This window comes from Streptomyces sp. NPDC047130, from assembly GCF_040643475.1.
Taxonomy (GTDB): domain Bacteria; phylum Actinomycetota; class Actinomycetes; order Streptomycetales; family Streptomycetaceae; genus Streptomyces.
Window position 1 is genome coordinate 36,882 of sequence record NZ_JBEYUK010000012.1, and the last position, 21,962, is coordinate 58,843.

A 21,962-nucleotide genomic window follows, 5' to 3' on the forward strand; every position below is an offset into this window, starting at 1 on the left:
GCACGGTGTCTCGACACGCGATCACCCGACCGCATCCCACCACCGCGAGGCCTCGTGTCCACCACCACCGCCCCTTCCGTCACCGCCGCGTCCCTGTCGTTCTCCTGGCCGGACGGCACGCCCGTCCTGGAGGACCTCGACGTCTCCTTCCCCGCGGGCCGCACCGGGCTCGTGGGCGTCAACGGCGCCGGCAAGTCCACCCTGCTCAAGCTGATCGCCGGGGAGCTCACCCCCACCGGCGGTTTCGTCCGGGTGACCGGCGAGATCGGTCACCTCCCGCAGAACGTCACCCTCGACACCTCCCTCCGCGTCGACCAGGCACTGGGCATCGACGCCCGGCGCGCCGCCCTGCACGCCATCGAGTCCGGGGACGCCGCGGAGGAGCACTTCGAGACGGTCGGCGACGATTGGGACGTCGAGGAGCGCGCGCTGGCCACCCTCGGCGAACTCGGCCTGGGCCACCTCGGCCTCGACCGCACCGTCGGCGAACTCTCCGGCGGCGAGTCGGTGCTGCTGCGGCTCACCGCGCTGCTGCTGCGCCGCCCCGACGTCCTGCTGCTGGACGAACCCACCAACAACCTGGACGTCTTCGCGCGCCGCCGGCTGTACGACACGGTGGCCCGCTGGAGCGGCGGTTCCCGGATCCTGATCATGGTCAGCCACGACCGCGAACTCCTGGAGCTCGCCGACCGCATCGCCGACCTCCGCTCCGGGGAGGTCGCCTGGTACGGCGGCAACCTCTCCGACTACCAGGCCGCCCTGGCCGCGGAGCAGGAGGCGGCGGAGCGCACGGTGCGCTCGGCCGAGGCGGACGTGCGCCGCCAGAAGCGGGAACTGGCCGACGCCCAGGTGAAGCTGGCCAAGCGCAAGAAGTACGGCCAGAAGATGTCCGAGCAGAAGCGCGAGCCCAAGATCGTGATGGGCCTGCGGAAGAACGCCGCCGAACAGTCGGCGGGCAAGCACCGGGCGATCCACCAGGAACGCCTCGCCGAGGCGCGGGAGCGGCTGGACGAGGCGGAGCTCGCGCTGCGCGAGGACGACGAGATCCGCGTCGACCTGCCCGCCACCGCGGTGCCGCCCGGCCGGACCGTGCTGACCCTGGAGAAGCTCCGGCCGGTCCACGGGGCGCGGCTGGAGGGCGTGTTCGAGGTGCGCGGGCCGGAGCGGGTCGCCCTGGTGGGCCGCAACGGTTCCGGCAAGACCACGCTGCTGCGCACCCTGGCCGGGGAACTGGCCGCGGTGGAGGGCGAGGGCCGCGTGCACGTCCCGGCGCGCTTCCTGCCGCAGCGGCTGGACATCCTCGACGACCGGCTGTCGGTCGCCGAGAACGTGTCGCGCTTCGCGCCGGGCGCCACCGCCAACCAGGTCCGCGCCCGCCTGGCGCGGTTCCTGTTCCGCGGGGCCCGGGCGGACCAGCCGGCCGGGACGCTCTCCGGCGGCGAGCGGTTCCGGGCGGCGCTGGCCGCGCTGCTGCTGGCCGAGCCCGCGCCGCAGCTGCTGATGCTCGACGAGCCCACCAACAACCTGGACATGGCGAGCGTGCGGCAGCTGACCCGCGCCCTGGAGGCCCACCAGGGAGCGCTGCTGGTGGCCAGTCACGACCTGCCGTTCCTGGACTCCATCGGCATCACCCGCTGGCTGCTGGCCGACGGGGACCTCACCGAGATCACCCGCGAGGAACTCGACCGGCTCTGACCGGAAGGCCCGCCGCGGGGCGGCGACCACGGCTCGGTTCGTCCCCGGTCGCCGCCCCGCGGTAACGATCGCGGTCGCGTGCCGCCCGCCCCCGCGACGGCCGGGCGCGCGTAACGGTGGCGGTCGCGTGCCGCCCGCCCCGCGACGGCCGGGCACCCGCCCCCGCCCGTCCCACGACGGCCCGGGGGCGCGTGCCGCCGGTGCCGCGACGGGATGGACGGGACGGGCGCGGGCCCGTGCCGCGGTGGGCGGGCGCGGGGTGCTCAGCCCGCCAGGGCCGCCGCCTCCCGGGCGCAGCCCCAGGCCACGGTGACGCCCGCGCCCCCGTGGCCGTAGTTGTGCACCAGTGCCCGACCGCCGGGCCGTTCCTCCCGCTCCAGCCGTACCGCGGGCCGCGCGGGCCGCAGCCCCACCCGGTGCTCCAGCACCCGGGCCCCCGCTATCTCCGGCCGCACCGCCGCGCACCGGGCCACGATCGCCTCGGCCACCGCCGGATCCGGCTCGGTGGACCACGCGCCCACCTCCGCCGTCCCGCCCAGCAGCAGCCGACCGGGCTGCGGCAGGAAGTACGTGGACCCGGCGCTGTCGTCGGCGACCGAGGTCAGCCAGGTGTCCACCCCCGGGTTCTCCACCACGACCAGTTGCCCCCGTACCGGGTGCACCGACGCGTCCGGCACCAGTTCCCGCGCGCCGAGCCCGGTCGCGTTGACCACCACCGGAGCCTCGGCGACCGCCTCGTCCAGCGAGGTGACCTCCCGCTGCTCGACCACGCCCCCCGCGGCGAGGAAACGTTCCCGCAGCCAGGGCAGGTGGACCCGCATGTCGATCAGCGGCACCCGTGCCCACAGACCGCCGCCGGGGCACTCCTCGGGCGTCGCCGTGCGCATCCCCGGCACCCGGGCCGCCCACGGGCCGAGTCCGTCGAGGGAGGCCCCGCCGTGCACCCCCGGCACCATCCGCACGCCGGTCTCCCCGGCCCGGGCGGCCAGCGCGGCGTACACCTCGTACGAGGCGAGCGACCACTCGCCGACCCGCTCCTCCGGCTCGATCCGGTAGGGCCACCACAGCCCTCCCGCCACCTCCGAGGTGGTCCGCTCGGCCGGTTCGCGCGCCCACATCCGCACCCGGCGTCCGCGCTCGGCCAGCACCACGGCCGTGGTCAGGCCGATGACACCGCCGCCGACGACGATCACTTCACAGGGTCGAGACCGTTCCATGCGCGGACCGTAACGGAATGCCCGGGACCGGGAACAGAGCGCCCGCCCTGTGGGAATACTCGCACCATGGCTGCCGAGCACGGGACCTACGCGTCCTTCGCCCTGGCCCCGGCGACCCGCGCGGGCGCGGTCCTCGCGGGCGGGGCACAGGTCACCCACCGGGACTTCACCGACTTCGTGGTCGACGGGCAGCCCCTGCTGTTCCGGCTCGCCGACCTGGACGCGGTCTCACCCCTCGCGTCCGACGTCCCGCCCGCGATCTTCGCCGAGCAGGTGCGGGCGCTGCTGCTCGAGGCGCCGGCCCCGCTGCCCGGCGGCCGCTACCTGATCTACGGCTGCCCCGAGTGCGCGGACCTGGCCTGCGGGGCGGTCACCGCGGTGATCGAGCGGGCGGGCGAGGACGACTACGTCTGGCGGGACTTCGCCTGGCAGACCGGCGACCGGCCCGATCTGCGGCTCAACGGCTACCACGGCCTCGGTCCGTTCCGCTTCGGCGGCGCCGAGTACCGCAGGGCGCTGACCGACCTGCTGGACCGCGCCGACGGCACGCGGGCGGAGGGCCGCCGGGTGCTGCTGATCGGCGCGCGGGCTGCCGTGCTCAACAAGCTGGCCGCCGCGCTGCGTTCCATCGGCATAGGCGCCGACATCACCGACGACCCGTCCGAGGTGCCGCCCGAGGAACTGCGCGCCTACGCGGTCGTGGCGTTCGGCCGGGCGGTGGCCGAGGACCGGCGCGAGGAGGTCCGCGCCGCGTTCCGCGCGGCGGGGGCCGAGGTGGCGTACGTCAGCGGCCTGGCCCCGGTGATACCGCTGCTGGTCGCGCAGACCGAGGAGGCGCTGGACCGGCGCCCGGAGGGCGGGCGCCGGATCGCCGGACTGCGGGCCACCGGGCGGGAGGCGGTGGTCGAGGTCAGCTCCGACTGCCGCGTGGGCCTCACCGTGTACCGGCTGGACCGGCTCCACCGGACCCACGAGCACATCGCGTTCGACGGAGTGCTGCCCTCCGGCAGCCACCGCCTCCCGCTGGACGGCAAGGCCGTGAAGGGCGACGCCTTCCTGGTCGCCCGCACCTCCGGAGAGGTGCGGGTGGCCGCCGTACCGCGGTGACGCCGGGCACCCCCGGTCGGCCGTGGGAGGCCCGGCGTCAGCGCGCGGCGGGTCAGAGCAGGCCGGCCCGGCGCAGCGCGTCGGCCATGGCCCCGTCGGCGGGCGGCTGGGACCGGCGGCCGTCACCGCCGCCGCCCCGGCCCTCCTTGGGGCGGCGCTGCTGCGGCGGGCGCCCGCCGCGCTGCTGCCGCTCGCCCCGGGCGGGACGCTCGGCCGTCTTCTCGTCCTCCAGCCGCAGGGTCAGCGAGATCCGCTTGCGCGGGATGTCGACGTCCAGCACCTTCACCTTGACGATGTCGCCCGGCTTCACCACGTCCCGCGGGTCCTTGACGAAGGTGCGCGACATCGCCGAGACGTGCACCAGGCCGTCCTGGTGCACGCCGACGTCCACGAAGGCGCCGAAGGCGGCCACGTTGGTGACCACGCCCTCCAGGATCATCCCCGGCTCCAGGTCGGAGATCTTCTCGACGCCCTCCCTGAAGCCGGCGGTCCGGAACGCCGGCCGCGGGTCGCGCCCCGGCTTCTCCAGCTCCTTGAGGATGTCGGTCACGGTCGGCAGCCCGAACGTGTCGTCCACGAACTGCTCGGGACGCAGCGAGCGCAGGACCGAGGTGTTCCCGATCAGCGAGGCCACCTCCTGCCCGCTGTCCTTCACCATCCGGCGCACCACCGGGTACGCCTCGGGGTGCACGCTGGAGGCGTCCAGCGGGTCGTCGCCGCCGCGGATCCGCAGGAAGCCCGCGCACTGCTCGTACGCCTTGGGACCCAGCCGGGCCACCTTCTTCAGCGCGGCGCGCGAGCGGAACGGCCCGTTCTCGTCACGGTGGCGGACGATGTTCTCCGCCAGCGAGGAGGAGATGCCGGAGACCTTCGCCAGCAGCGGGGTCGAGGCGGTGTTCACGTCCACGCCCACGCCGTTCACGCAGTCCTCGACCACGGCGTCCAGCGAGCGGGACAGCTTCACCTCGGACAGGTCGTGCTGGTACTGGCCGACGCCGATCGAGCGGGGGTCGATCTTCACCAGTTCGGCCAGCGGGTCCTGCAGCCTGCGGGCGATCGAGACCGCGCCGCGCAGCGACACGTCCAGCTCCGGCAGTTCCTGGGAGGCGAAGGCGGAGGCCGAGTACACGGAGGCGCCCGCCTCGGAGACCATCACCTTGGTGAGGTTCAGCTCGGGGTGGCGGGAGATCAGCTCGCCGGCCAGCTTGTCCGTCTCCCGCGACGCCGTGCCGTTGCCGATCGCGATCAGCTCGACGGCGTGCTGCTTCGCCAGCCGGGCCAGCTTGGCGACCGCCTCGTCCCACCGGTTGGCGGGCACGTGCGGGTGGATCACGTCCGTGGCGACGACCTTGCCGGTCGCGTCCACCACCGCCACCTTGACGCCGGTGCGGTAGCCGGGGTCCAGCCCCAGGGTGGCGCGGGTGCCGGCCGGGGCGGCCAGCAGCAGGTCGCGCAGGTTGGCGGCGAACACCCGCACGGCCTCGTCCTCCGCGCCGGTGCGCAGCCGCAGGCGCAGGTCGATGCCGAGGTGGACCAGGATCCGCGTCCGCCAGGCCCAGCGGACGGTGTCCTTCAGCCACTTGTCTCCCGGGCGGCCGCGGTCGGCGACGCCGAAGCGGTGGGCGACGATCCCCTCGTAGGAGGAGGGGCCCTCCACCGGCTCCTCCGGCTCCAGGGCGAGATCGAGGACCTCCTCCTTCTCGCCGCGCAGCAGCGCCAGCACCCGGTGCGACGGCAGTTCGGCGAACGGCTCGGAGAAGTCGAAGTAGTCGGCGAACTTGGCGCCCGCCTCCTCCTTGCCCTCGCGGACCCGGGAGACCAGCCGGCCCCGCGTCCACATCCGTTCGCGCAGCTCGCCGATCAGGTCGGCGTCCTCGGAGAACCGCTCGGCGAGGATGGCCCGCGCGCCGTCCAGGGCGGCCTGGGCGTCGGGCACGCCCCGGTCCGCGTCGGCGAACTCCGCCGCGACGGCCGAGGGCTCCGCCGACGGGTCCGCCAGCAGCCGGTCGGCCAGCGGCTCGAGCCCCGCCTCGCGGGCGATCTGCGCCTTGGTGCGCCGCTTCGGCTTGAACGGGAGGTAGATGTCCTCCAGGCGCGCCTTGGTCTCCGCCTCCCGGATCCGGGCCTCCAGCCCGGGGGTGAGCTTGCCCTGCTCGCGCACCGACTCCAGGACCGCCGTGCGGCGCTCCTCCAGCTCCCGCAGGTACCGCAGCCGCTCCTCGAGGGTGCGCAGCTGGGCGTCGTCGAGCCCGCCGGTCGCCTCCTTGCGGTAGCGGGCGACGAAGGGCACCGTCGACCCGCCGTCCAGGAGGTCCACGGCGGCCTGCACCTGCCGTTCCCGTACGCCGAGTTCCTCGGCGATCCTGCCTTCGATGGACGCTGCCAGGGGTGTCGTCACGTTCCCGTACCGCCTTCTGAAGCCTCGAGGTTCCGCGGCAATTCTGGCAGGTCGCGCCGACGACAGGGGGTCAGGGCATGCGCAACGCGCGGGGGCCCGGCCGTCGGGCCGGGCCCCCGCGCGTATCGACGGGTTGGTGCGGTCAGGCGCGACGACCGCGGGCGGTGGAGGAGGCGCCGCCGAACAGCCGGGCCACGGCCCGGAAGGGCAGCGTCACCACGGTGGCGATCGCGCCGGCGATCTGGCGCAGGACGTCCGCTACAGCTCGGAACACGGTTGGTCACCTTTCCTCGGAGCCCCGGCCGGAGGTCCCGCGCCGGGGACCCTACAGGTAACCGGCCCCGCCGCGGACATGCGTGATTCCTCCCGGAACGGTTCCGGGACCCGGCGGACCACCGCGCTCGGGGCCGGTCGGGGGACCGGTCGGGGGACCGGTCGAGAGGCCGGTCGAGAGGTCGGTCGAGAGGCCGGTCGGGGGGACCGGTCGGCGGCCGGTCAGCGCGGCCAGGTGAACTCCGGGCTGCGGCGCTCCAGGAAGGCGTCGACGCCCTCGTCGAGGTCGCGGCTCGCCCGCGCGGCGGCTGCCCAGTGGGCGTCCCGGTCGGTGCGTCCGTCGGCGAACTCCTTCGCCGCGGCCTGGGTCAGCCGCGAGCGGGAGACCAGGGTCCGGGTGAACGCGGCGACCCGGGCGTCGAGCGCGCCGGCCGGCAGCAGTTCGTCCACCAGGCCGGTCCGCAACGCCCGCTCGCCGCTGATCAGCTCGCCCGAGAACAGCAGGTACTTCGCGCCCGAGGGGCCCACCAGCGACACCAGACGCCGGGTCGAGGAGGACGGGTAGACGATCCCCAGCTTGGCCGGGGTCACGCCGAAGAGGGCGCCCTCCTCCGCGAAGCGCAGGTCGCAGGCGGCGGCGAGCTGGGTGCCGCCGCCCACGCAGTGGCCGCGGACCGCCGCCAGCGTCGGCTTGGGGAACGAGGCCAGCGCCTCCTCCGCCTCCACCGCGAGCCGCCGCGTCGCCTCCGAGGAGTCGCGCAGCCCGGAGATGTCGGCGCCCGCGCAGAAGGTGGCGCCCTCACCGGTCAGTACCAGGGCCCGTACCGCGTCGTCCGCGGCCAGTGCCTCCAGCACGGGCGGCAGGGCCCGCCACATCGCGTTGGTCATGGCGTTGCGCCGGGCGGGGTGGCTGATCACGACGGTGGCGACGCCGTCGGCGACGCGGTGCGACAGATGGGGCTGCATGCGGCGGATGGTACCGGCGGCCTGGGTACCCGACGGCACGACGGGTGTCAGGACGGCTGTCACGACGGGTGTCACGACGGCCCCACGGCGAGCGAGGAGACCCCGATGAGCAGGTTCAGGGCGAAGGACGAGCGGACGCGCTTCAGCCGCGGCTTCGGCTGGCTGGCCGCGCTCGGGGTCGTGCTGGTGATCGCCGGCGTGGTCGGGCTGCTCTACACCGGGCTGGCGACGCTCACCAGCATGCTGCTGTTCGGCTGGCTGCTCCTGGTCGGCGGAGTGGTCGGGCTGATGCACGCCGTGCAGGCGCGCGGCACCGGCTTCTTCTGGCTGGGCACGGTGGTCGCCGCGCTGAACATCGCGGCCGGCGCGGTGATCCTGGTGCGGCCGGAGGCGGCCGCCGTCTCCCTGACCCTCTTCGCGGCCCTTCTCTTCCTCACCGGCGGCGTCTTCCGGGTGGTGGGCAGCCTGGTGGTGCGCGGACCGCAGTTCGGCTGGACCCTGGTGCAGGGCGTCTTCGGCCTGCTGCTGGGCATCCTGGTGCTGAACGCCTGGCCCAGCGACAGCCGCTACGCGCTGGGCACCTTCTTCTCGCTGGCCCTGCTCTTCGACGGACTCGGCCTGATCGCCACCGGCTTCGGCGGCCGCAACGTGGTCGGGATGGTGACCGAGGCGCAGAGCGCGGGCCGCGGCCCCGGGGGCGACGCCTCCTCGGCGGGCCGCCCGGGCACGGAGCGGAACGCCGCGACCGGTCACCGGACGGCCGCCGGGGACGCCGCCGAGCACGAGGACCGCGGGCGAGGAGGGGACGTTCCGCCCCATTAAGCGGAAGAGTTCGCGAAGCCGCCGCCATGCCTGCAGGAACGGTCCGGCAAGTGCCATCGTCGTTCATTGGTGATCAAAAATGGTCGATTGTCGACGTCTTGTGGTCAGTGTCCGGGCGGTGACCTGCCGTTTCCCACACTCGGACGTGTGGTGACAGTGACAGTCGAGCACGAGGGCGGGGGCCGGACGATGGAGGACCGAGGGCGCGGAGACGATCCGGGCCCCCAGGGGCCCGGGGGAGCGGTCGCGCTCCCCGGCGCGCATGCGTCCTACGAAGGGGTGTGGCGGTTCACCGCCCCCGCGGTGGACGCCTCGGTGCCGCAGGCGCGGCGGGCCGTCCGGGACCTGCTCCTTCGCCAGGGGGTGCCGGCCGACGAGGACGTGGTCGACGGCCTGCTGCTGATCGTCTCGGAGCTCGTCACCAACGCCGTCCGCCACGCCGCCCTGCTGTCGCCCGTGCTGGCGGTGGAGGTCGCGGTGGGCCCGGAGTGGATCCGGGTGTCGGTGGAGGACAACCACCCCTACCGGCCCACCGCGCTGATCGCGGACACCGGACAGACCGGCGGGCGGGGCCTGCTGCTGGTCCGCGAGACGGCACGCGAGTTCGGCGGCGCCTGCGAGGTGGAGCACACCTCCACGGGCGGCAAGATCATCTGGGTGGCGCTGCCGCTGCGCCCGGCCCGGCCGTACTGAGACCGCCGGGCCGCCGGGCCCGCCCTACCAGCCGGCCGACGGGCCGGTCAGCTCGCGGATCGCCGGCCGGGCCGCGTCCAGCACGGTCATGAACCACGCCGAGAACGGGTCGGCCGCGTGCCGCTTCTCCAGCTCCTCCGGCGTGACGAAGACGATGTCGCCGACCTCCTCCGGGTCCGGCCCGGGCGTGCCCGTCACCAGGCCGACGAAGAGGTGGTTGAACTCCTGCTCCACCAGCCCCGAGGCCGGGTCCGGGTGGTTGTACCGCACCGTGCCCGCCTCGGCGAGCAGCGCGGGGGAGACCCCGAGCTCCTCGAAGGTGCGCCGGGCGGCGGCGGCGAAGGGCGCCTCGCCCGGGTAGGGGTGGCCGCAGCAGGTGTTGGACCACACACCGGGGGAGTGGTACTTGCCGAGCGCCCGCTGCTGGAGCAGGAGCCGCCCGCGGGAGTCGAAGAGGAAGACGGAGAACGCGCGGTGCAGCAGACCGGGCGCCTGGTGGGCCGTGAGTTTCTCCTCGGTGCCGATGGTCACGCCCTGCTCGTCGACCAGCTCCAGGAGGATGGTCGTGTCCGTCGTCGTGTTCACAGGTGTGCTCGGCATGCCCCTAGTCTGCCGTACCGGAACGGGTGGCGCGGGCGGGGCGCGTCCTTGCGGGGACACCGGGGGCGCCGGACCGCCGGGGCGCCCCCTGTCGGAGCCCGACTAATGGCAGAGCCCCGCCTCGTGCGCCGCGTGCCCGGCCGGTTCCAGCTGGAAGGTGCAGTGGGCCACGTCGAAGTGGGAGCCCAGGCACGACTGCAGGTCGCGCAGCATCCGCTCGTGCCCCCGCCCCTCCAGGACCTCCGCGCCGACCACCACGTGCGCCGAGAGGACCGGCAGCCCGGAGGTGATCGTCCACACGTGCAGGTCGTGCACCTCGTCGACGCCCGGCAGGGCCAGCAGGTGCGCCCGCACCTCGGCCAGGTCGACGTCGCGCGGAGCCGCCTCCAGCAGAACCTCCACCGTCTCGCGCAGCAGCCGCCAGGCGCGCGGCACGATCATCAGGGCGATCACCAGGGAGGCGACCGGGTCCGCCGCCGCCCAGCCGGTGAGCAGCACCACGGCCGCCGAGACCAGCACCGCCACGGACCCCAGGGCGTCCGCCGCGACCTCCAGGAAGGCGCCCCGCACGTTCAGGCTCTCCCGCCGGCCGCCCATCAGCAGCAGCAGCGAGACCAGGTTGGCGACCAGTCCCACGGCGCCGAAGAGCAGCGTCAGGCCGCCCTCCACCTCGGCCGGCTCCAGGAGACGGCCGACCGCCTCGATCACCACGTAACCGCCCACCCCGAACAGCAGCAGGCAGTTCGCCAGCGCCGCCAGGATCTCCGCCCGGGCGAAGCCGAAGGTGCGGTGGCCGCTCGCCGGACGCCCTGCGAAACGGACCGCGAGGAGCGCCATGCCCAGCCCCAGCGCGTCGGTCGCCATGTGCGCGGCGTCGGCGACCAGGGCCAGCGAGCCGGCCAGCAGCCCGCCGGTGATCTCCGAGACGGTCACCAGCGACGTGATCGCCAGCGCCGCCCGCAGCCGGCCGCGGTACGCCGCCGTCACCGTGCCCCCGGCGCCCGCGCCCTGGCCGTGGTGGTGCCCGTGCTGATGTCCCGACCCCATGGGAACCGCCCCTCCGTGATCGCCGCCGCCCTCAGTGAACTACGTCCCGCGGTCAGGGGCAACGTGGTGCTGAACACCGTTGTCATATCCTCTGACCTGCGCAAACGATGCGCAGGTCACCGGCCGGAAGGCGGGCGGTGATCGTGGGGGCCCGACGATCCGATAACCTCTGCCGACACGCACCGGCCCCTCGCCGGGCAGGCCACCACGCAACGTCGCCGGCGCCCAGGCGCGCCGCATCCCAGGGAGTGAGTTCGGTTGCCGACCGCCATCGTCACCGGTCCGCCGGTCCCCGGATCCTCCCTGGCGGACGATCTCGGGGCCCTCGGCTTCGAGGTGCGGCACGCCGCCGACGTGGGTGGGACGGAGGCGCTGCTCGCCTCCGTCCCGGGCGACCGGCGCGTCGCCCTCGTCGACGCCCGGTTCATGGGCCACCTGCACGCCCTGCGCCTCGGTCTCACCGACCCGCGGTTCCCGGCCTCCGCGATCCCCGGCGCCGTCTCGGTCAAGCCCGAGGCGCGCATCGCGCTCACCCGCGCGATCGCCCGGGCCAGCTCCGCGGCCGTGGACGCCGGAGGCGCGGCCGCCGCGGACGGCGGCACGCTGGCGGACCGGCTGGCCGCCGCCCTCGAGGCGGACGGCGAGCAGGTGCACCGGCCCGAACTGGGCAGCCTGGTCGCGGCCGTCCCCGGCGACCCGCAGAACCGTCAGGCGACCCGCGAGGCCCTCGCGGCCGTCGACGAGGAGGCCGTCCGGCTCCGCTCGGCGGTGAAGGCCCGCGACGGCTTCGTCACCACCTTCTTCATCAGCCCCTTCTCCAAGTACGTCGCCCGCTGGTGCGCCCGCCGCGGTCTGACCCCCAACCAGGTCACCACCGCCTCGCTGCTCACCGCGCTGATCGCCGCGGCCTGCGCGGCCACCGGGACCCGCGGCGGCTTCGTCGCGGCCGGCGTCCTGCTGATCGCCTCGTTCGTGCTGGACTGCGCCGACGGGCAGCTGGCCCGCTACACGCTCCAGTACTCCACGCTGGGCGCCTGGCTGGACGCCACCTTCGACCGCGCCAAGGAGTACGCCTACTACGCGGGCCTGGCGCTGGGCGCCGCCCGCGGCGGGGACGACGTGTGGGCGCTGGCCCTGGGCGCGATGATCCTCCAGACCTGCCGGCACGTCGTCGACTTCTCGTTCAACGAGGCCAATCACGACGCCGCCGCGAACACCAGCCCCACCGCGGCCCTCTCCGACCGCCTGGACAACCTCGGCTGGACGGTGTGGCTGCGCCGCATGATCGTCCTGCCCATCGGCGAGCGCTGGGCGATGATCGCCGTGCTCACCGCGGTGACCACCCCGCGGATCACCTTCGTCGTCCTGCTGATCGGCTGCGCCTTCGCCGCCTGCTACACCACCGCCGGCCGGCTGCTGCGCTCGCTCACCCGCAAGGCGCGCCGTACCGACCGCGCCGCCCGGGCCCTCGCCGACCTCGCCGACACCGGCCCCCTCGCCGAGACCGCGGCCCGGTTCACCCGGCGTCTCGTCCCGTCCGGAGCCGCCCCGTTCGCCGCCGCCGCGGGCGCCCTGCTCGTGGTGATCCTCGCCGCACTCTTCGGCGCCTCCTGGATCACCGTCGCCGGCGCGGCGGGTTACGCCCTGCTCTCCGGCGCGGCGGTCGCCCGCCCCCTCAAGGGCGCGCTGGACTGGCTCGTTCCCCCCTTCTTCCGCGCCGCCGAGTATGGCGTCGTTCTGCTGCTGGCGGCCGACGCGGAAGTGAACAACGCCCTTCCCGCGGCTTTCGGGCTGGTGGCGGCGGTCGCCTACCATCACTACGACACGGTGTACCGCATCCGCGGGAACGCCGGCGCGCCCCCGCACTGGCTGGTGCGGGCGGCGCTGGGTCACGAGGGCCGCACCCTCGTGGTCGCCGTGCTCGCCGCGCTGCTGACCGCGGCGCAGTTCTCGGTCGCACTCACGGCGCTCGCCGTGGCCGTGGCCGTCCTGGTGCTCGTCGAGAGCATCCGCTATTGGGTGTCCGCCCACCGGGCCGGCGCACCCGCTGTACACGACGAAGGAGAACCCGCATGATCGGCCTCGTGCTGGCGGCAGGCGCCGGACGCCGCCTGCGCCCCTACACGGACACCCTTCCCAAGGCGCTGGTGCCCGTGGGGCCCGAGGGCAACGAGGAGAGCCTGACCGTCCTCGACCTGACCCTCGGCAACTTCGCCGGGATCGGCCTCACCGAGGTGGCGATCATCGTCGGGTACCGCAAGGAGGCCGTCTACGAGCGCCGTGAGGCCCTCGAGGCCAAGTACGGGCTCAAGATCACCCTCATCGACAACGACAAGGCCGAGGAGTGGAACAACGCCTACTCCCTGTGGTGCGGCCGTGACGCCCTCAAGGACGGCGTGATCCTCGCCAACGGCGACACCGTCCACCCGGTCTCCGTCGAGAAGACGCTGCTCGCCGCCCGCGGCGAGGGCAAGAAGATCATCCTGGCCCTCGACACGGTGAAGAACCTCGCCGACGAGGAGATGAAGGTCGTCGTGGACCCCGAGAAGGGTGTCCGCAGGATCACGAAGCTGATGGACCCGGCGGAGGCCACCGGTGAGTACATCGGCGTCACGCTGATCGAGGGCGACGCGGCCGCGGAGCTCGCCGACGCGCTGAAGACGGTCTGGGAGACCGACCCGCAGCAGTTCTACGAGCACGGCTACCAGGAGCTGGTCAACCGCGGCTTCAAGATCGACGTCGCGCCGATCGGCGAGGTCGCGTGGGTGGAGATCGACAACCACGAGGACCTGGCCCGTGGGCGGGAGATCGCGTGCCGCTACTGACGAGGCTCATCCCGTCCCCCGTCGTCGTCGACATCCGGCCGGGCGCCCTCGAGGACCTGGCCGCCGTGCTCGCGGACGAGCGGATCTCGCACTCCGGCCGCCTGGCCGTCGCGGTCAGCGGCGGCTCCGGGGCCGTGCTGCGGGAGCGGCTCGCCCCGTCGCTGCCCGGCGCCACCTGGTACGAGGTCGGCGGCGGCACCCTGGACGACGCGATCCGGCTGGCCGGCGAGATGAAGGCGGACCGCTTCGACGCGGTCGTCGGACTCGGCGGCGGCAAGATCATCGACTGCGCCAAGTTCGCCGCGGCGCGGGTCGGGCTGCCGCTCGTCGCCGTGCCCACCAACCTGGCGCACGACGGCCTGTGCTCGCCGGTCGCGACGCTGGACAACGACGCGGGCCGCGGCTCGTACGGCGTGCCCAACCCGATCGCCGTGGTCATCGACCTCGACATCATCCGGGAGGCCCCGGGCCGCTTCGTGCGCTCCGGCATCGGCGACGCCATCTCCAACATCTCCGCCGTGGCGGACTGGGAGCTGGCCAACCGGGTCAAGGGCGAGAAGATCGACGGTCTGGCCGCCGCCATAGCGCGCCAGGCCGGCGAGGCGGTCCTCCGGCACCCCGGCGGCATCGAGGAGAACGGTTTCCTCCAGGTGCTCGCCGAGGCGCTGGCGCTCAGCGGCATCGCCATGTCGGTCTCCGGCGACTCGCGCCCCTGCTCCGGCGCGTGCCACGAGATCAACCACGCCTTCGACATACTCTTCCCCCGCCGCGCCGCCAGCCACGGCGAGCAGTGCGGTCTGGGCGCGGCCTTCGCCATGCACCTGCGCGGCGCCCACGACGAGGCCGGACAGATGGCCGAGGTGCTGCGCCGGCACGCGCTGCCGGTGCTCGCCGAGGACATCGGCTTCACCGCGGAGGAGTTCGTCAAGGTCGTGGAGTACGCGCCGGAGACCCGTCCCGGCCGCTACACGATCCTCGAGCACCTCGACCTCCGGACCGACGAGATCAAGGACGCGTACGCCGACTATGTCAAGGCCATCGGTAGCTGAACTGCGGCCCGTCGTCCACCCCGAAGGGGTGAAGGACCGGCGCAGCGGTGAGCACTGGGCGGGCCGCCTCTACATGCGGGAGATCTCGCTGAGGGTCGACCGCCACCTGGTGAACACCCGGGTGACGCCCAACCAGCTCACCTACCTGATGGTGGTGGCGGGCGTCCTGGCGGGCGCGGCACTCCTGGTGCCGGGCCTCGCCGGGGCGCTCGTCGGCGCCCTCCTGATCCAGCTGTACCTGTTGCTGGACTGCGTCGACGGGGAGATCGCCCGCTGGCGGAAGCAGACCTCCGTCACCGGCGTCTACCTGGACCGGATCGGCCACTACCTGTCCGAGGCCGCGCTGCTGGTCGGCTTCGGCCTGCGCGGCGCCGACCTGTGGGACGGGGCGGGGAGCCCCGAGTGGCTGTGGGCCTTCCTCGGCACGCTGGCCGCGCTGGGCGCCATCCTCATCAAGGCCGAGACCGACCTGGTCGACGTGGCGCGCAGCCGCAGCGGCCTGGCCGCCGTGAAGGACGAGGCCGCCGCGCCGCGCTCCTCCGGCCTCGCGCTGGCCCGCCGGGCGGCGGCCGCGCTGAAGTTCCACCGGCTGGTCGGAGGCGTCGAGGCGAGCCTGTTCATCCTCGTCGTCGCGATCGCCGACCTGATCGCCGGCGGCGGCCTGTTCTGGACCCGCCTCGGCATCGCCGTGCTGGCAGGCATCGCGATCCTGCAGACCCTGCTGCACCTCGTGTCCATCCTCGCCTCGAGCAGACTGCGGTGAGCGCCCTATGAACGAATCCCTGAAGGACGCCGTGACCGGGACCCAGCCGGACGCAGCCCCCGCCGACGGCCCCCGGCCGACCACGGTGGGAGCGGTCATCATCACCATGGGCAACCGCCCCGCCGAGCTGCGCGCGCTGCTCGACTCGGTGGCCCGCCAGGAGGGCGACCCCGTCCAGGTGGTCGTGGTCGGCAACGGCGCGCCCGTGCCCGAGGTGCCCGAGGGCGTGCGGACGGTGGAGCTGCCCGAGAACCTCGGCATCCCCGGCGGTCGCAACGTGGGCATCGAGGCCTTCGGCCCCGGCGGCACCGACGTCGACGTCCTGCTCTTCCTGGACGACGACGGGCTGCTCGCCCGCACCGACACCGCGGAGCTGTGCCGCCGCGCCTTCGAGGCGGACCCGGAGCTCGGCATCATCAGCTTCCGGATCGCCGACCCCGACACCGGCGTCACCCAGCGCCGCCACGTCCCGCGGCTGCGCGCCTCCGACCCGATGCGCTCCTCCCGGGTCACCACCTTCCTCGGGGGCGCCAACGCGGTGCGCACCGAGGTGCTGGCCCAGGTGGGCGGGCTCCCCGACGAGTTCTTCTACGCGCACGAGGAGACCGACCTGGCCTGGCGCGCCATGGACGCCGGCTGGATGATCGACTACCGGGCCGACATGGTCCTGTACCACCCCACGACGGCGCCCTCCCGGCACGCGGTCTACCACCGCATGGTGGCGCGCAACCGGGTGTGGCTGGCCCGCCGCAACCTGCCCGCCCTGCTCGTCCCGGTCTACCTGGGCGTGTGGATGGCGCTCACCCTGCTGCGCACCCGTTCGGGCTCCGCGCTCAAGGCGTGGTTCGGCGGCTTCAAGGAAGGCTGGACCAGCCCGTGCGGCCCCCGCCGGCCGATGCGGTGGCGTACCGTGTGGCGGCTGACCCGACTGGGCCGGCCCCCGGTCATCTGAGAAGCTCGTCGGAGCGGGACCGGACGGGACCGGGCCGGGGCCGTACCCTCCGCCCCGCCCCCGGCGCCCGCCGTGCCCGTCCACGTCCCCACCCGTGCATCGGCACGTCGGCCCGCCGACACGCCGCATCCACCCGAGACAGCGAGAGTTCGAGCAGTGAGTGAGTCAACGCATGACGGCCCGGTCGCGGTGAGTCCGCGTCCGTCGCCCGACGACGGTCTGACGGCGGCGGAGCTCGCCGCCAAGTACGGCCTGACCGTGAGCGGCGCCCGGCCCCCGATCCCGGCGTACGTGCGTCAGCTGTGGAACCGCCGCCACTTCATCGTCGCCTTCTCCCGGGCCAAGCTGGCCGCCCAGTACAGCCAGGCCAAGCTGGGCCAGCTCTGGCAGGTGGTGACGCCGCTGCTCAACGCGCTGGTCTACTACCTGATCTTCGGGCTCATCCTGAACGCGGGACGCGGCCTGCCCAAGGACGTGTACATCCCGTTCCTGGTGACCGGCGTCTTCGTCTTCACCTTCACCCAGACGTCGGTGATGTCGGGCGTCCGCGCCATCTCGGGCAACCTGGGCCTGGTGCGGGCCCTGCACTTCCCCCGGGCCTCGCTGCCGGTCTCCTTCGCCCTCCAGCAGCTCCAGCAGCTGCTGGTGTCGATGGTGGTGCTGTTCGTGGTGGTGATGATCTTCGGCAGCCGGCCCTCGCTGTCCTGGCTGCTGATCCTCCCCGCGCTGGTGCTCCAGTTCGCGTTCAACACCGGACTGGCGCTGATCATGGCGCGGGCCGGGGCGCACACCCCCGACCTGGCGCAGCTGATGCCGTTCGTCACCCGGACCTGGATGTACGCCTCCGGCGTGATGTTCTCCATCCCGGCGATGCTCGAGGGCAGGCCGCAGTGGATCGCCGACGTGCTCCAGTGGAACCCGGCCGCCGTCTACATGGACCTGATCCGCTTCGCGCTGATCGACGGCTACGGCTCCGAGAACCTGCCGCCGCACGTGTGGGCGGTGGCGCTGGGGTGGGCCGTGGTGATCCTGGCCGGCGGCTTCGTGTACTTCTGGAAGGCCGAGGAGAGGTACGGACGTGGCTGAGCGGAACGAGGAGGCCCGCGTCCCGACGGTGATCGCGGACGAGCTGCACATCGTCTACAAGGTCAACGGCGCGCGGAAGGGCAAGGGCAGCGCCACCGCCGCCCTCTCCCGGATCATGCGCCGGGGCGAGGAGCGGGGGGTGCGCGAGGTGCACGCCGTGCGCGGCGTCTCCTTCGTCTCCTACAAGGGCGAGGCCATCGGCCTGATCGGCTCCAACGGGTCCGGCAAGTCCACCCTGCTGCGCGCCATCGCCGGCCTGCTGCCGGCCGAGCGGGGCAGGGTGTACACCAACGGCCAGCCCTCGCTGCTGGGCGTCAACGCGGCCCTGATGAACGACCTGACCGGCGAGCGCAACGTGATACTCGGCGGCCTGGCCATGGGCATGTCGCGCGAGCAGATCCGGGAGCGCTACCAGGAGATCGTCGACTTCTCCGGCATCAACGAGAAGGGCGACTTCATCAGCCTGCCCATGCGGACCTACTCCTCCGGCATGGCGGCCCGCCTGCGGTTCTCCATCGCCGCGGCCAAGGACCACGACGTGCTGATGATCGACGAGGCGCTGGCCACCGGCGACCGGAAGTTCCAGAAGCGCTCCGAGGCCCGCATCCGCGAACTGCGCCAGCAGGCCGGCACGGTCTTCCTGGTCAGCCACAACAACAAGTCCATCCGCGACACCTGCGACCGCGTGCTCTGGCTGGAGCGCGGCGAGCTGCGGATGGACGGACCCACCGACGAGGTCCTCAAGGAGTACGAGAAGTTCACCGCCAAGTGATCCCGGTGCACCGGCTTCCCGGTGCTCGGGCATCACCGGCACCGCGGCGTCGCGGTGTCACGGCGCGCCGCGCCCGCCTCGCGAGGGTGCGGCGCTCCGCGTTCCGCCCCCGCCCGCGGGGGCCGTGGTGACCGAGGGTGACCCCCCTGCGTGCCGGCCGGGTGGCGCCACGTAGGGTGGGGTGACGCCGCAATCACGGCAAGCGATGACGAATCGGCGTATCCCTCGCACCGACGCGCCTTGCCCTGTGGGCGGCGTGTCCGAAATAGTGCGATTTAGATCCACAGTGTAGAACGGGAGACATGACGGCGATGGCTACGGCAGCTCCCCGGCCCGCAGGATCCGCCGGCACCGTCCAGGGCCGCGCGTGGTGAGGCGCGCGGCGACGCCGCGTCCCGGAGAACAGACCCTCGGCAAGGCGGCGGACGAGAACTTCCCCGTGGCGCCGTTCTTCCTCCCCCGCGCCTGGCGCGACGACCTGATGGCCGTCTACGGCTTCGCCCGTCTGGTCGACGACATCGGCGACGGCGACCTCGCCCCCGGCGGCGAGGACGCCCGTCTCCTGGGCGTCGGCCCCGCGGAGGCCGGTGACCGGATCACCCTGCTCGACGCCCTGGAGGCGGACCTCGGCCGCCTCTTCGACGGCCGGACCGCGCACCACCCGCTGGTCGCCGCCCTGGAGCCCACCGTCCGGCGGGCCGGTCTGACCCCCGAGCCGTTCCTCGGCCTCGTCGCCGCCAACCGGCAGGACCAGCAGATCACCCGGTACGAGACCTGGGACGACCTGCTCGCCTACTGCGAGCTCTCCGCCAACCCGGTCGGCCGCCTGGTCCTCGCCGTCACCGGCACGGCCACCCCCGAACGGATCCGCCGGTCCGACGCGGTGTGCACGGGGCTGCAGATCGTCGAGCACATCCAGGACGTCCGCGAGGACCTGGAGCGGGGACGGATCTACCTGCCCGCCCAGGACATGAAGCGGTTCCACGTCGACGAGACGGCCCTCGCCGCCCCCACCGCCAACGCCTCCGTCCGCGCCCTGATCGCCTTCGAGGCCGACCGTGCCCGGACCCTGCTGGACGAGGGCGTCCCGCTGGTCGCGAGCGTCGGCGGCCGGCTGAGGCTGCTGCTGGCCGGCTTCACCGCCGGAGGCCGGGCGGCCCTGTCCGCCGTCGCCGCGGCCGGGTTCGACGTGCTGCCCGGCCCGCCCAGGCCCGGCAGGGCACGCCTGCTGCGCGAGGCGGGCGTGATCCTGCGAGGAGAAAGGTGATCCCGACCGTGGACCCCCAGCGAGACGTGTCCGCGCCGGTGCTCGCCGCCTACGGCTACTGCGAGACCGTCACCGGCCACCAGGCGCGCAACTTCGCCTACGGCATCCGCCTGCTGCCCGAGGCCAAGCGCCGCGCCATGTCGGCCCTGTACGCCTTCTCCCGGCGGGTCGACGACATCGGCGACGGCGACCTGCCGCCCGAGACCAAGGCGCTGCGCCTGAAGGAGACCCGGGCGCTGCTCGACCGGATCCGCGACGGCCAGGTCGACGAGTACGACACCGACCCGGTGGCCGTCGCCCTGGCGCACGCGGCGGGTGTCTTCCCGATACCGCTGGGAGGGCTGGACGAACTCATCGACGGCGTGGTGATGGACGTCCACGGCGCGACCTACACGACCTGGGACGACCTGGCCGGCTACTGCCGCTGCGTCGCCGGGGCGATCGGCCGGCTCTCGCTCGGCGTGTTCGGCGCCGACCCCGGGGCCCGCGACGTGGAGCGCGCTCCCGAGTACGCCGACACGCTCGGACTCGCGCTGCAGCTCACCAACATCCTCCGCGACCTCCGCGAGGACGCCGAGGGCGGCCGCACCTACCTGCCCGCGGAGGACCTGGAGAAGTTCGGCTGCTCCGCCGGGTTCGCCGGGCCGCTCCCGCCGGCCGGTTCCGACTTCGCCGGGCTGGTCCACTTCGAGGTCCGCCGGGCGCGGGCCCTGTTCACCGAGGGCTACCGGCTGCTGCCCATGCTGGACCGGCGCAGCGGCGCCTGCGTCGCGGCCATGGCCGGGATCTACCGGCGGCTGCTCGACCGCATCGAGCGCGACCCGGAGGCCGTGCTCCGCGGCAGGGTGTCGCTGCCGGGCCGGGAGAAGGCGTACGTCGCCGTGCGCGGCCTCTCCGGTCTGGACGCCCGCACCGTCACCCGGCGTGCGGCCAGGAGGCCTTCCTGATGCGATCTCCGGCCGACAGGAAGGCGGCACGATGACGCGCACCACCACCGCGGGCGCGGCCGTCGTCGTGGGCGGCGGACTGGCCGGCGTCACCGCCGCGCTCTCCCTCGCCGACGCCGGCGTACGGGTGACCCTGCTCGAGGGCAGGCCCCGGCTCGGCGGCCTCGCCTTCTCCTTCCGCCGCGGCGGCCTCACCGTGGACAACGGGCAGCACGTGTACCTGCGCTGCTGCACGGCCTACCGCTGGTTCCTGGAACGCGTCGGCGGCGCCGGACTGGCGCCGCTGCAGGAACGTCTCGACGTGCCCGTCGTCGACGTCGCCCGGCCGGAGGGCCGCCGGCTGGGGCGGCTGCGGCGCGACCGGCTGCCCGTCCCGTTCCACCTCGGCCGCAGCCTCACCGCCTACCCGCACCTGACGCTCGCCGACCGCGCCCGGGTGGGCCGGGCGGCCGCCGCGCTGTACCGCCTCGACCCCGAGGACCCGGCCCTGGACGAACGGGACTTCGGCAGCTGGCTGGCCGCCCACGGGCAGTCGCCGCGCGCCGTGGCGGCGCTGTGGGACCTCATCGGCGTCGCCACCCTGAACGCCCGGGCCGACGACGCGTCGCTGGGGCTGGCCGCCATGGTGCTGCGCACCGGACTGCTCTCGGACGCCGGCGCCGCCGACATCGGCTGGGCCCGCGTCCCGCTCGGCGACCTGCACGACACGCTGGCCCGCCGGGCGCTGGAGACGGCGGGCGTCCGCGTCCGCACCCGCGCCCGGGCCACCGCGCTGACCCGCACCGAGGACGGCCGCTGGCGGATCGCCCTCACCGAGGGCGCGGACGGCGGGGAGACGCTCGACGCGGACGCCGTCGTCCTGGCCGTCCCGCCCCGCGAGACCCACGCCCTGCTGCCCGACGGCGCCCTCGCCGACGCCGGACGCCTCCTGGAGATCGGCCACTCGCCCATTGTCAACGTCCACGTCGTCTACGACCGCAAGGTCCTCGACGCGCCCTTCGTGGCCGGACTGGGCACCCCCGTCCAGTGGGTGTTCGACCGCACCGACGCCTCCGGCCTGGACGAGGGCCAGTACCTGGCGCTGTCCCAGTCCGCCGCCCACGACGACATCGACGCCCCGGTCTCCGCACTGCGCGACCGCTACCTGCCGGAGCTCGCGAAACTGCTGCCCCTCACCCGCGGCGCCCGGGTGCGGGACTTCTTCGTCACCCGGGAACGCACCGCCACCTTCGCCCCCGCCCCCGGCGTGGGGCGGCTGCGGCCCGGCGCGCGGACCAGGCTGCCCGGGCTCGCCCTGGCCGGCGCGTGGACCGCCACCGGATGGCCCGCGACCATGGAGGGCGCCGTCCGCAGCGGTGTCACCGCCGCCGACGCCGCCCTGGCCGCCCTCGGCCGGACCCGCACCGCCCACCACGGATTCGACCCCGCCCCCGCGCCCGCCGGAACCCTGCCGGGCGCCGCCCTGTGAGCGCCCGCGCCGGCG

At 74.1% G+C, this 21,962-nt stretch carries 20 protein-coding genes; 14 read left to right on the forward strand and 6 right to left on the reverse strand.

What is annotated here, in order from left to right; genetic code table 11:
* The first annotated feature begins 54 nt into the window (after positions 1-54).
* A complete protein-coding gene (locus ABZ836_RS16590) occupies positions 55-1,695 on the forward strand; it encodes an ATP-binding cassette domain-containing protein (RefSeq protein WP_361142734.1) in 1,641 nt (546 codons plus the stop codon).
* A 263-nt stretch (positions 1,696-1,958) separates the two neighbouring features.
* Here ABZ836_RS16590 and ABZ836_RS16595 read toward each other — a convergent pair whose 3' ends face one another.
* The gene (locus ABZ836_RS16595) at positions 1,959-2,912 is read right to left on the reverse strand and encodes an FAD-dependent oxidoreductase (protein ID WP_356138780.1); all 954 of its coding nucleotides are present in this window, start codon (positions 2,910-2,912) and stop codon (positions 1,959-1,961) included.
* Positions 2,913-2,978: 66 nt separating this feature from the next.
* Here ABZ836_RS16595 and ABZ836_RS16600 point away from each other — a divergent pair, with 66 nt between their 5' ends.
* A complete protein-coding gene (locus ABZ836_RS16600; RefSeq protein ID WP_361142738.1) occupies positions 2,979-4,019 on the forward strand; it encodes an oxidoreductase in 1,041 nt (346 codons plus the stop codon).
* 52 nt (positions 4,020-4,071) lie between these two features.
* On the opposite strand, the gene ABZ836_RS16605 is transcribed toward ABZ836_RS16600, so the two are convergent.
* The 3 genes from ABZ836_RS16605 to ABZ836_RS16615 form a co-directional block, all read right to left on the reverse strand.
* A complete protein-coding gene (locus ABZ836_RS16605) occupies positions 4,072-6,417 on the reverse strand; it encodes a Tex family protein (protein ID WP_361142741.1) in 2,346 nt (781 codons plus the stop codon).
* Between the two features lie 142 nt (positions 6,418-6,559).
* Positions 6,560-6,691, reverse strand: coding sequence for an LPFR motif small protein (locus ABZ836_RS16610; RefSeq protein ID WP_356134637.1), 132 nt, complete (start codon positions 6,689-6,691; stop codon positions 6,560-6,562).
* A 221-nt stretch (positions 6,692-6,912) separates the two neighbouring features.
* Positions 6,913-7,656: an enoyl-CoA hydratase/isomerase family protein gene (locus ABZ836_RS16615; RefSeq protein WP_356134635.1), complete on the reverse strand. Its 744-nt coding sequence runs from the start codon at positions 7,654-7,656 to the stop codon at positions 6,913-6,915.
* Between the two features lie 105 nt (positions 7,657-7,761).
* Here ABZ836_RS16615 and ABZ836_RS16620 point away from each other — a divergent pair, with 105 nt between their 5' ends.
* Positions 7,762-8,478 (forward strand): DUF308 domain-containing protein, encoded by a 717-nt coding sequence (locus ABZ836_RS16620; RefSeq protein WP_361142745.1) that lies wholly within the window; start codon positions 7,762-7,764, stop codon positions 8,476-8,478.
* A gap of 189 nt (positions 8,479-8,667) precedes the next feature.
* Positions 8,668-9,171 (forward strand): ATP-binding protein, encoded by a 504-nt coding sequence (locus tag ABZ836_RS16625; RefSeq protein ID WP_356134650.1) that lies wholly within the window; start codon positions 8,668-8,670, stop codon positions 9,169-9,171.
* Between the two features lie 24 nt (positions 9,172-9,195).
* Here ABZ836_RS16625 and idi read toward each other — a convergent pair whose 3' ends face one another.
* A complete protein-coding gene (gene idi, locus ABZ836_RS16630) occupies positions 9,196-9,771 on the reverse strand; it encodes an isopentenyl-diphosphate Delta-isomerase (RefSeq protein ID WP_356134631.1) in 576 nt (191 codons plus the stop codon).
* A 102-nt stretch (positions 9,772-9,873) separates the two neighbouring features.
* Positions 9,874-10,818: a cation diffusion facilitator family transporter gene (locus tag ABZ836_RS16635; protein WP_361142749.1), complete on the reverse strand. Its 945-nt coding sequence runs from the start codon at positions 10,816-10,818 to the stop codon at positions 9,874-9,876.
* Between the two features lie 258 nt (positions 10,819-11,076).
* On the opposite strand from ABZ836_RS16635, the gene ABZ836_RS16640 reads away from it, so the two are divergent.
* The 10 genes from ABZ836_RS16640 to hpnE all read left to right on the forward strand — a co-directional run bounded on the left by ABZ836_RS16640 (position 11,077) and on the right by hpnE (position 21,947).
* Positions 11,077-12,894 (forward strand): DUF5941 domain-containing protein, encoded by a 1,818-nt coding sequence (locus ABZ836_RS16640; RefSeq protein ID WP_356134628.1) that lies wholly within the window; start codon positions 11,077-11,079, stop codon positions 12,892-12,894.
* Positions 12,891-13,643 carry a phosphocholine cytidylyltransferase family protein gene (locus tag ABZ836_RS16645; RefSeq protein WP_361142752.1) on the forward strand — a complete coding sequence of 251 codons (753 nt, stop codon included), beginning with the start codon at positions 12,891-12,893 and terminating at the stop codon, positions 13,641-13,643. The genes ABZ836_RS16640 and ABZ836_RS16645 overlap by 4 nt, the downstream gene beginning before the upstream one ends.
* Positions 13,631-14,692 (forward strand): iron-containing alcohol dehydrogenase family protein, encoded by a 1,062-nt coding sequence (locus ABZ836_RS16650; protein WP_356134624.1) that lies wholly within the window; start codon positions 13,631-13,633, stop codon positions 14,690-14,692. The genes ABZ836_RS16645 and ABZ836_RS16650 overlap by 13 nt, the downstream gene beginning before the upstream one ends.
* Positions 14,670-15,455: a CDP-alcohol phosphatidyltransferase family protein gene (locus ABZ836_RS16655; protein ID WP_356134622.1), complete on the forward strand. Its 786-nt coding sequence runs from the start codon at positions 14,670-14,672 to the stop codon at positions 15,453-15,455. Before ABZ836_RS16650 ends, ABZ836_RS16655 begins: the two co-directional genes overlap by 23 nt.
* 106 nt (positions 15,456-15,561) lie before the next feature.
* Positions 15,562-16,407: a glycosyltransferase gene (locus ABZ836_RS16660; RefSeq protein WP_356134649.1), complete on the forward strand. Its 846-nt coding sequence runs from the start codon at positions 15,562-15,564 to the stop codon at positions 16,405-16,407.
* A 156-nt stretch (positions 16,408-16,563) separates the two neighbouring features.
* Complete coding sequence (locus ABZ836_RS16665; protein ID WP_356134620.1) at positions 16,564-17,493, forward strand: ABC transporter permease; 930 nt, start codon at positions 16,564-16,566, stop codon at positions 17,491-17,493.
* On the forward strand, positions 17,486-18,265 hold the full coding sequence (locus tag ABZ836_RS16670; RefSeq protein WP_356134618.1) for an ABC transporter ATP-binding protein: 780 nt from the start codon (positions 17,486-17,488) through the stop codon (positions 18,263-18,265). Before ABZ836_RS16665 ends, ABZ836_RS16670 begins: the two co-directional genes overlap by 8 nt.
* A gap of 367 nt (positions 18,266-18,632) precedes the next feature.
* Positions 18,633-19,532, forward strand: a complete 900-nt coding sequence (gene hpnC, locus ABZ836_RS16675; RefSeq protein WP_356134616.1) for a squalene synthase HpnC — start codon at positions 18,633-18,635, stop codon at positions 19,530-19,532.
* Positions 19,529-20,479 carry a presqualene diphosphate synthase HpnD gene (gene hpnD / locus ABZ836_RS16680; RefSeq protein WP_356134615.1) on the forward strand — a complete coding sequence of 317 codons (951 nt, stop codon included), beginning with the start codon at positions 19,529-19,531 and terminating at the stop codon, positions 20,477-20,479. The genes hpnC and hpnD overlap by 4 nt, the downstream gene beginning before the upstream one ends.
* Before the next feature lie 31 nt (positions 20,480-20,510).
* Positions 20,511-21,947: a hydroxysqualene dehydroxylase HpnE gene (gene hpnE / locus ABZ836_RS16685; RefSeq protein ID WP_356134613.1), complete on the forward strand. Its 1,437-nt coding sequence runs from the start codon at positions 20,511-20,513 to the stop codon at positions 21,945-21,947.
* Positions 21,948-21,962 lie beyond the last annotated feature (15 nt).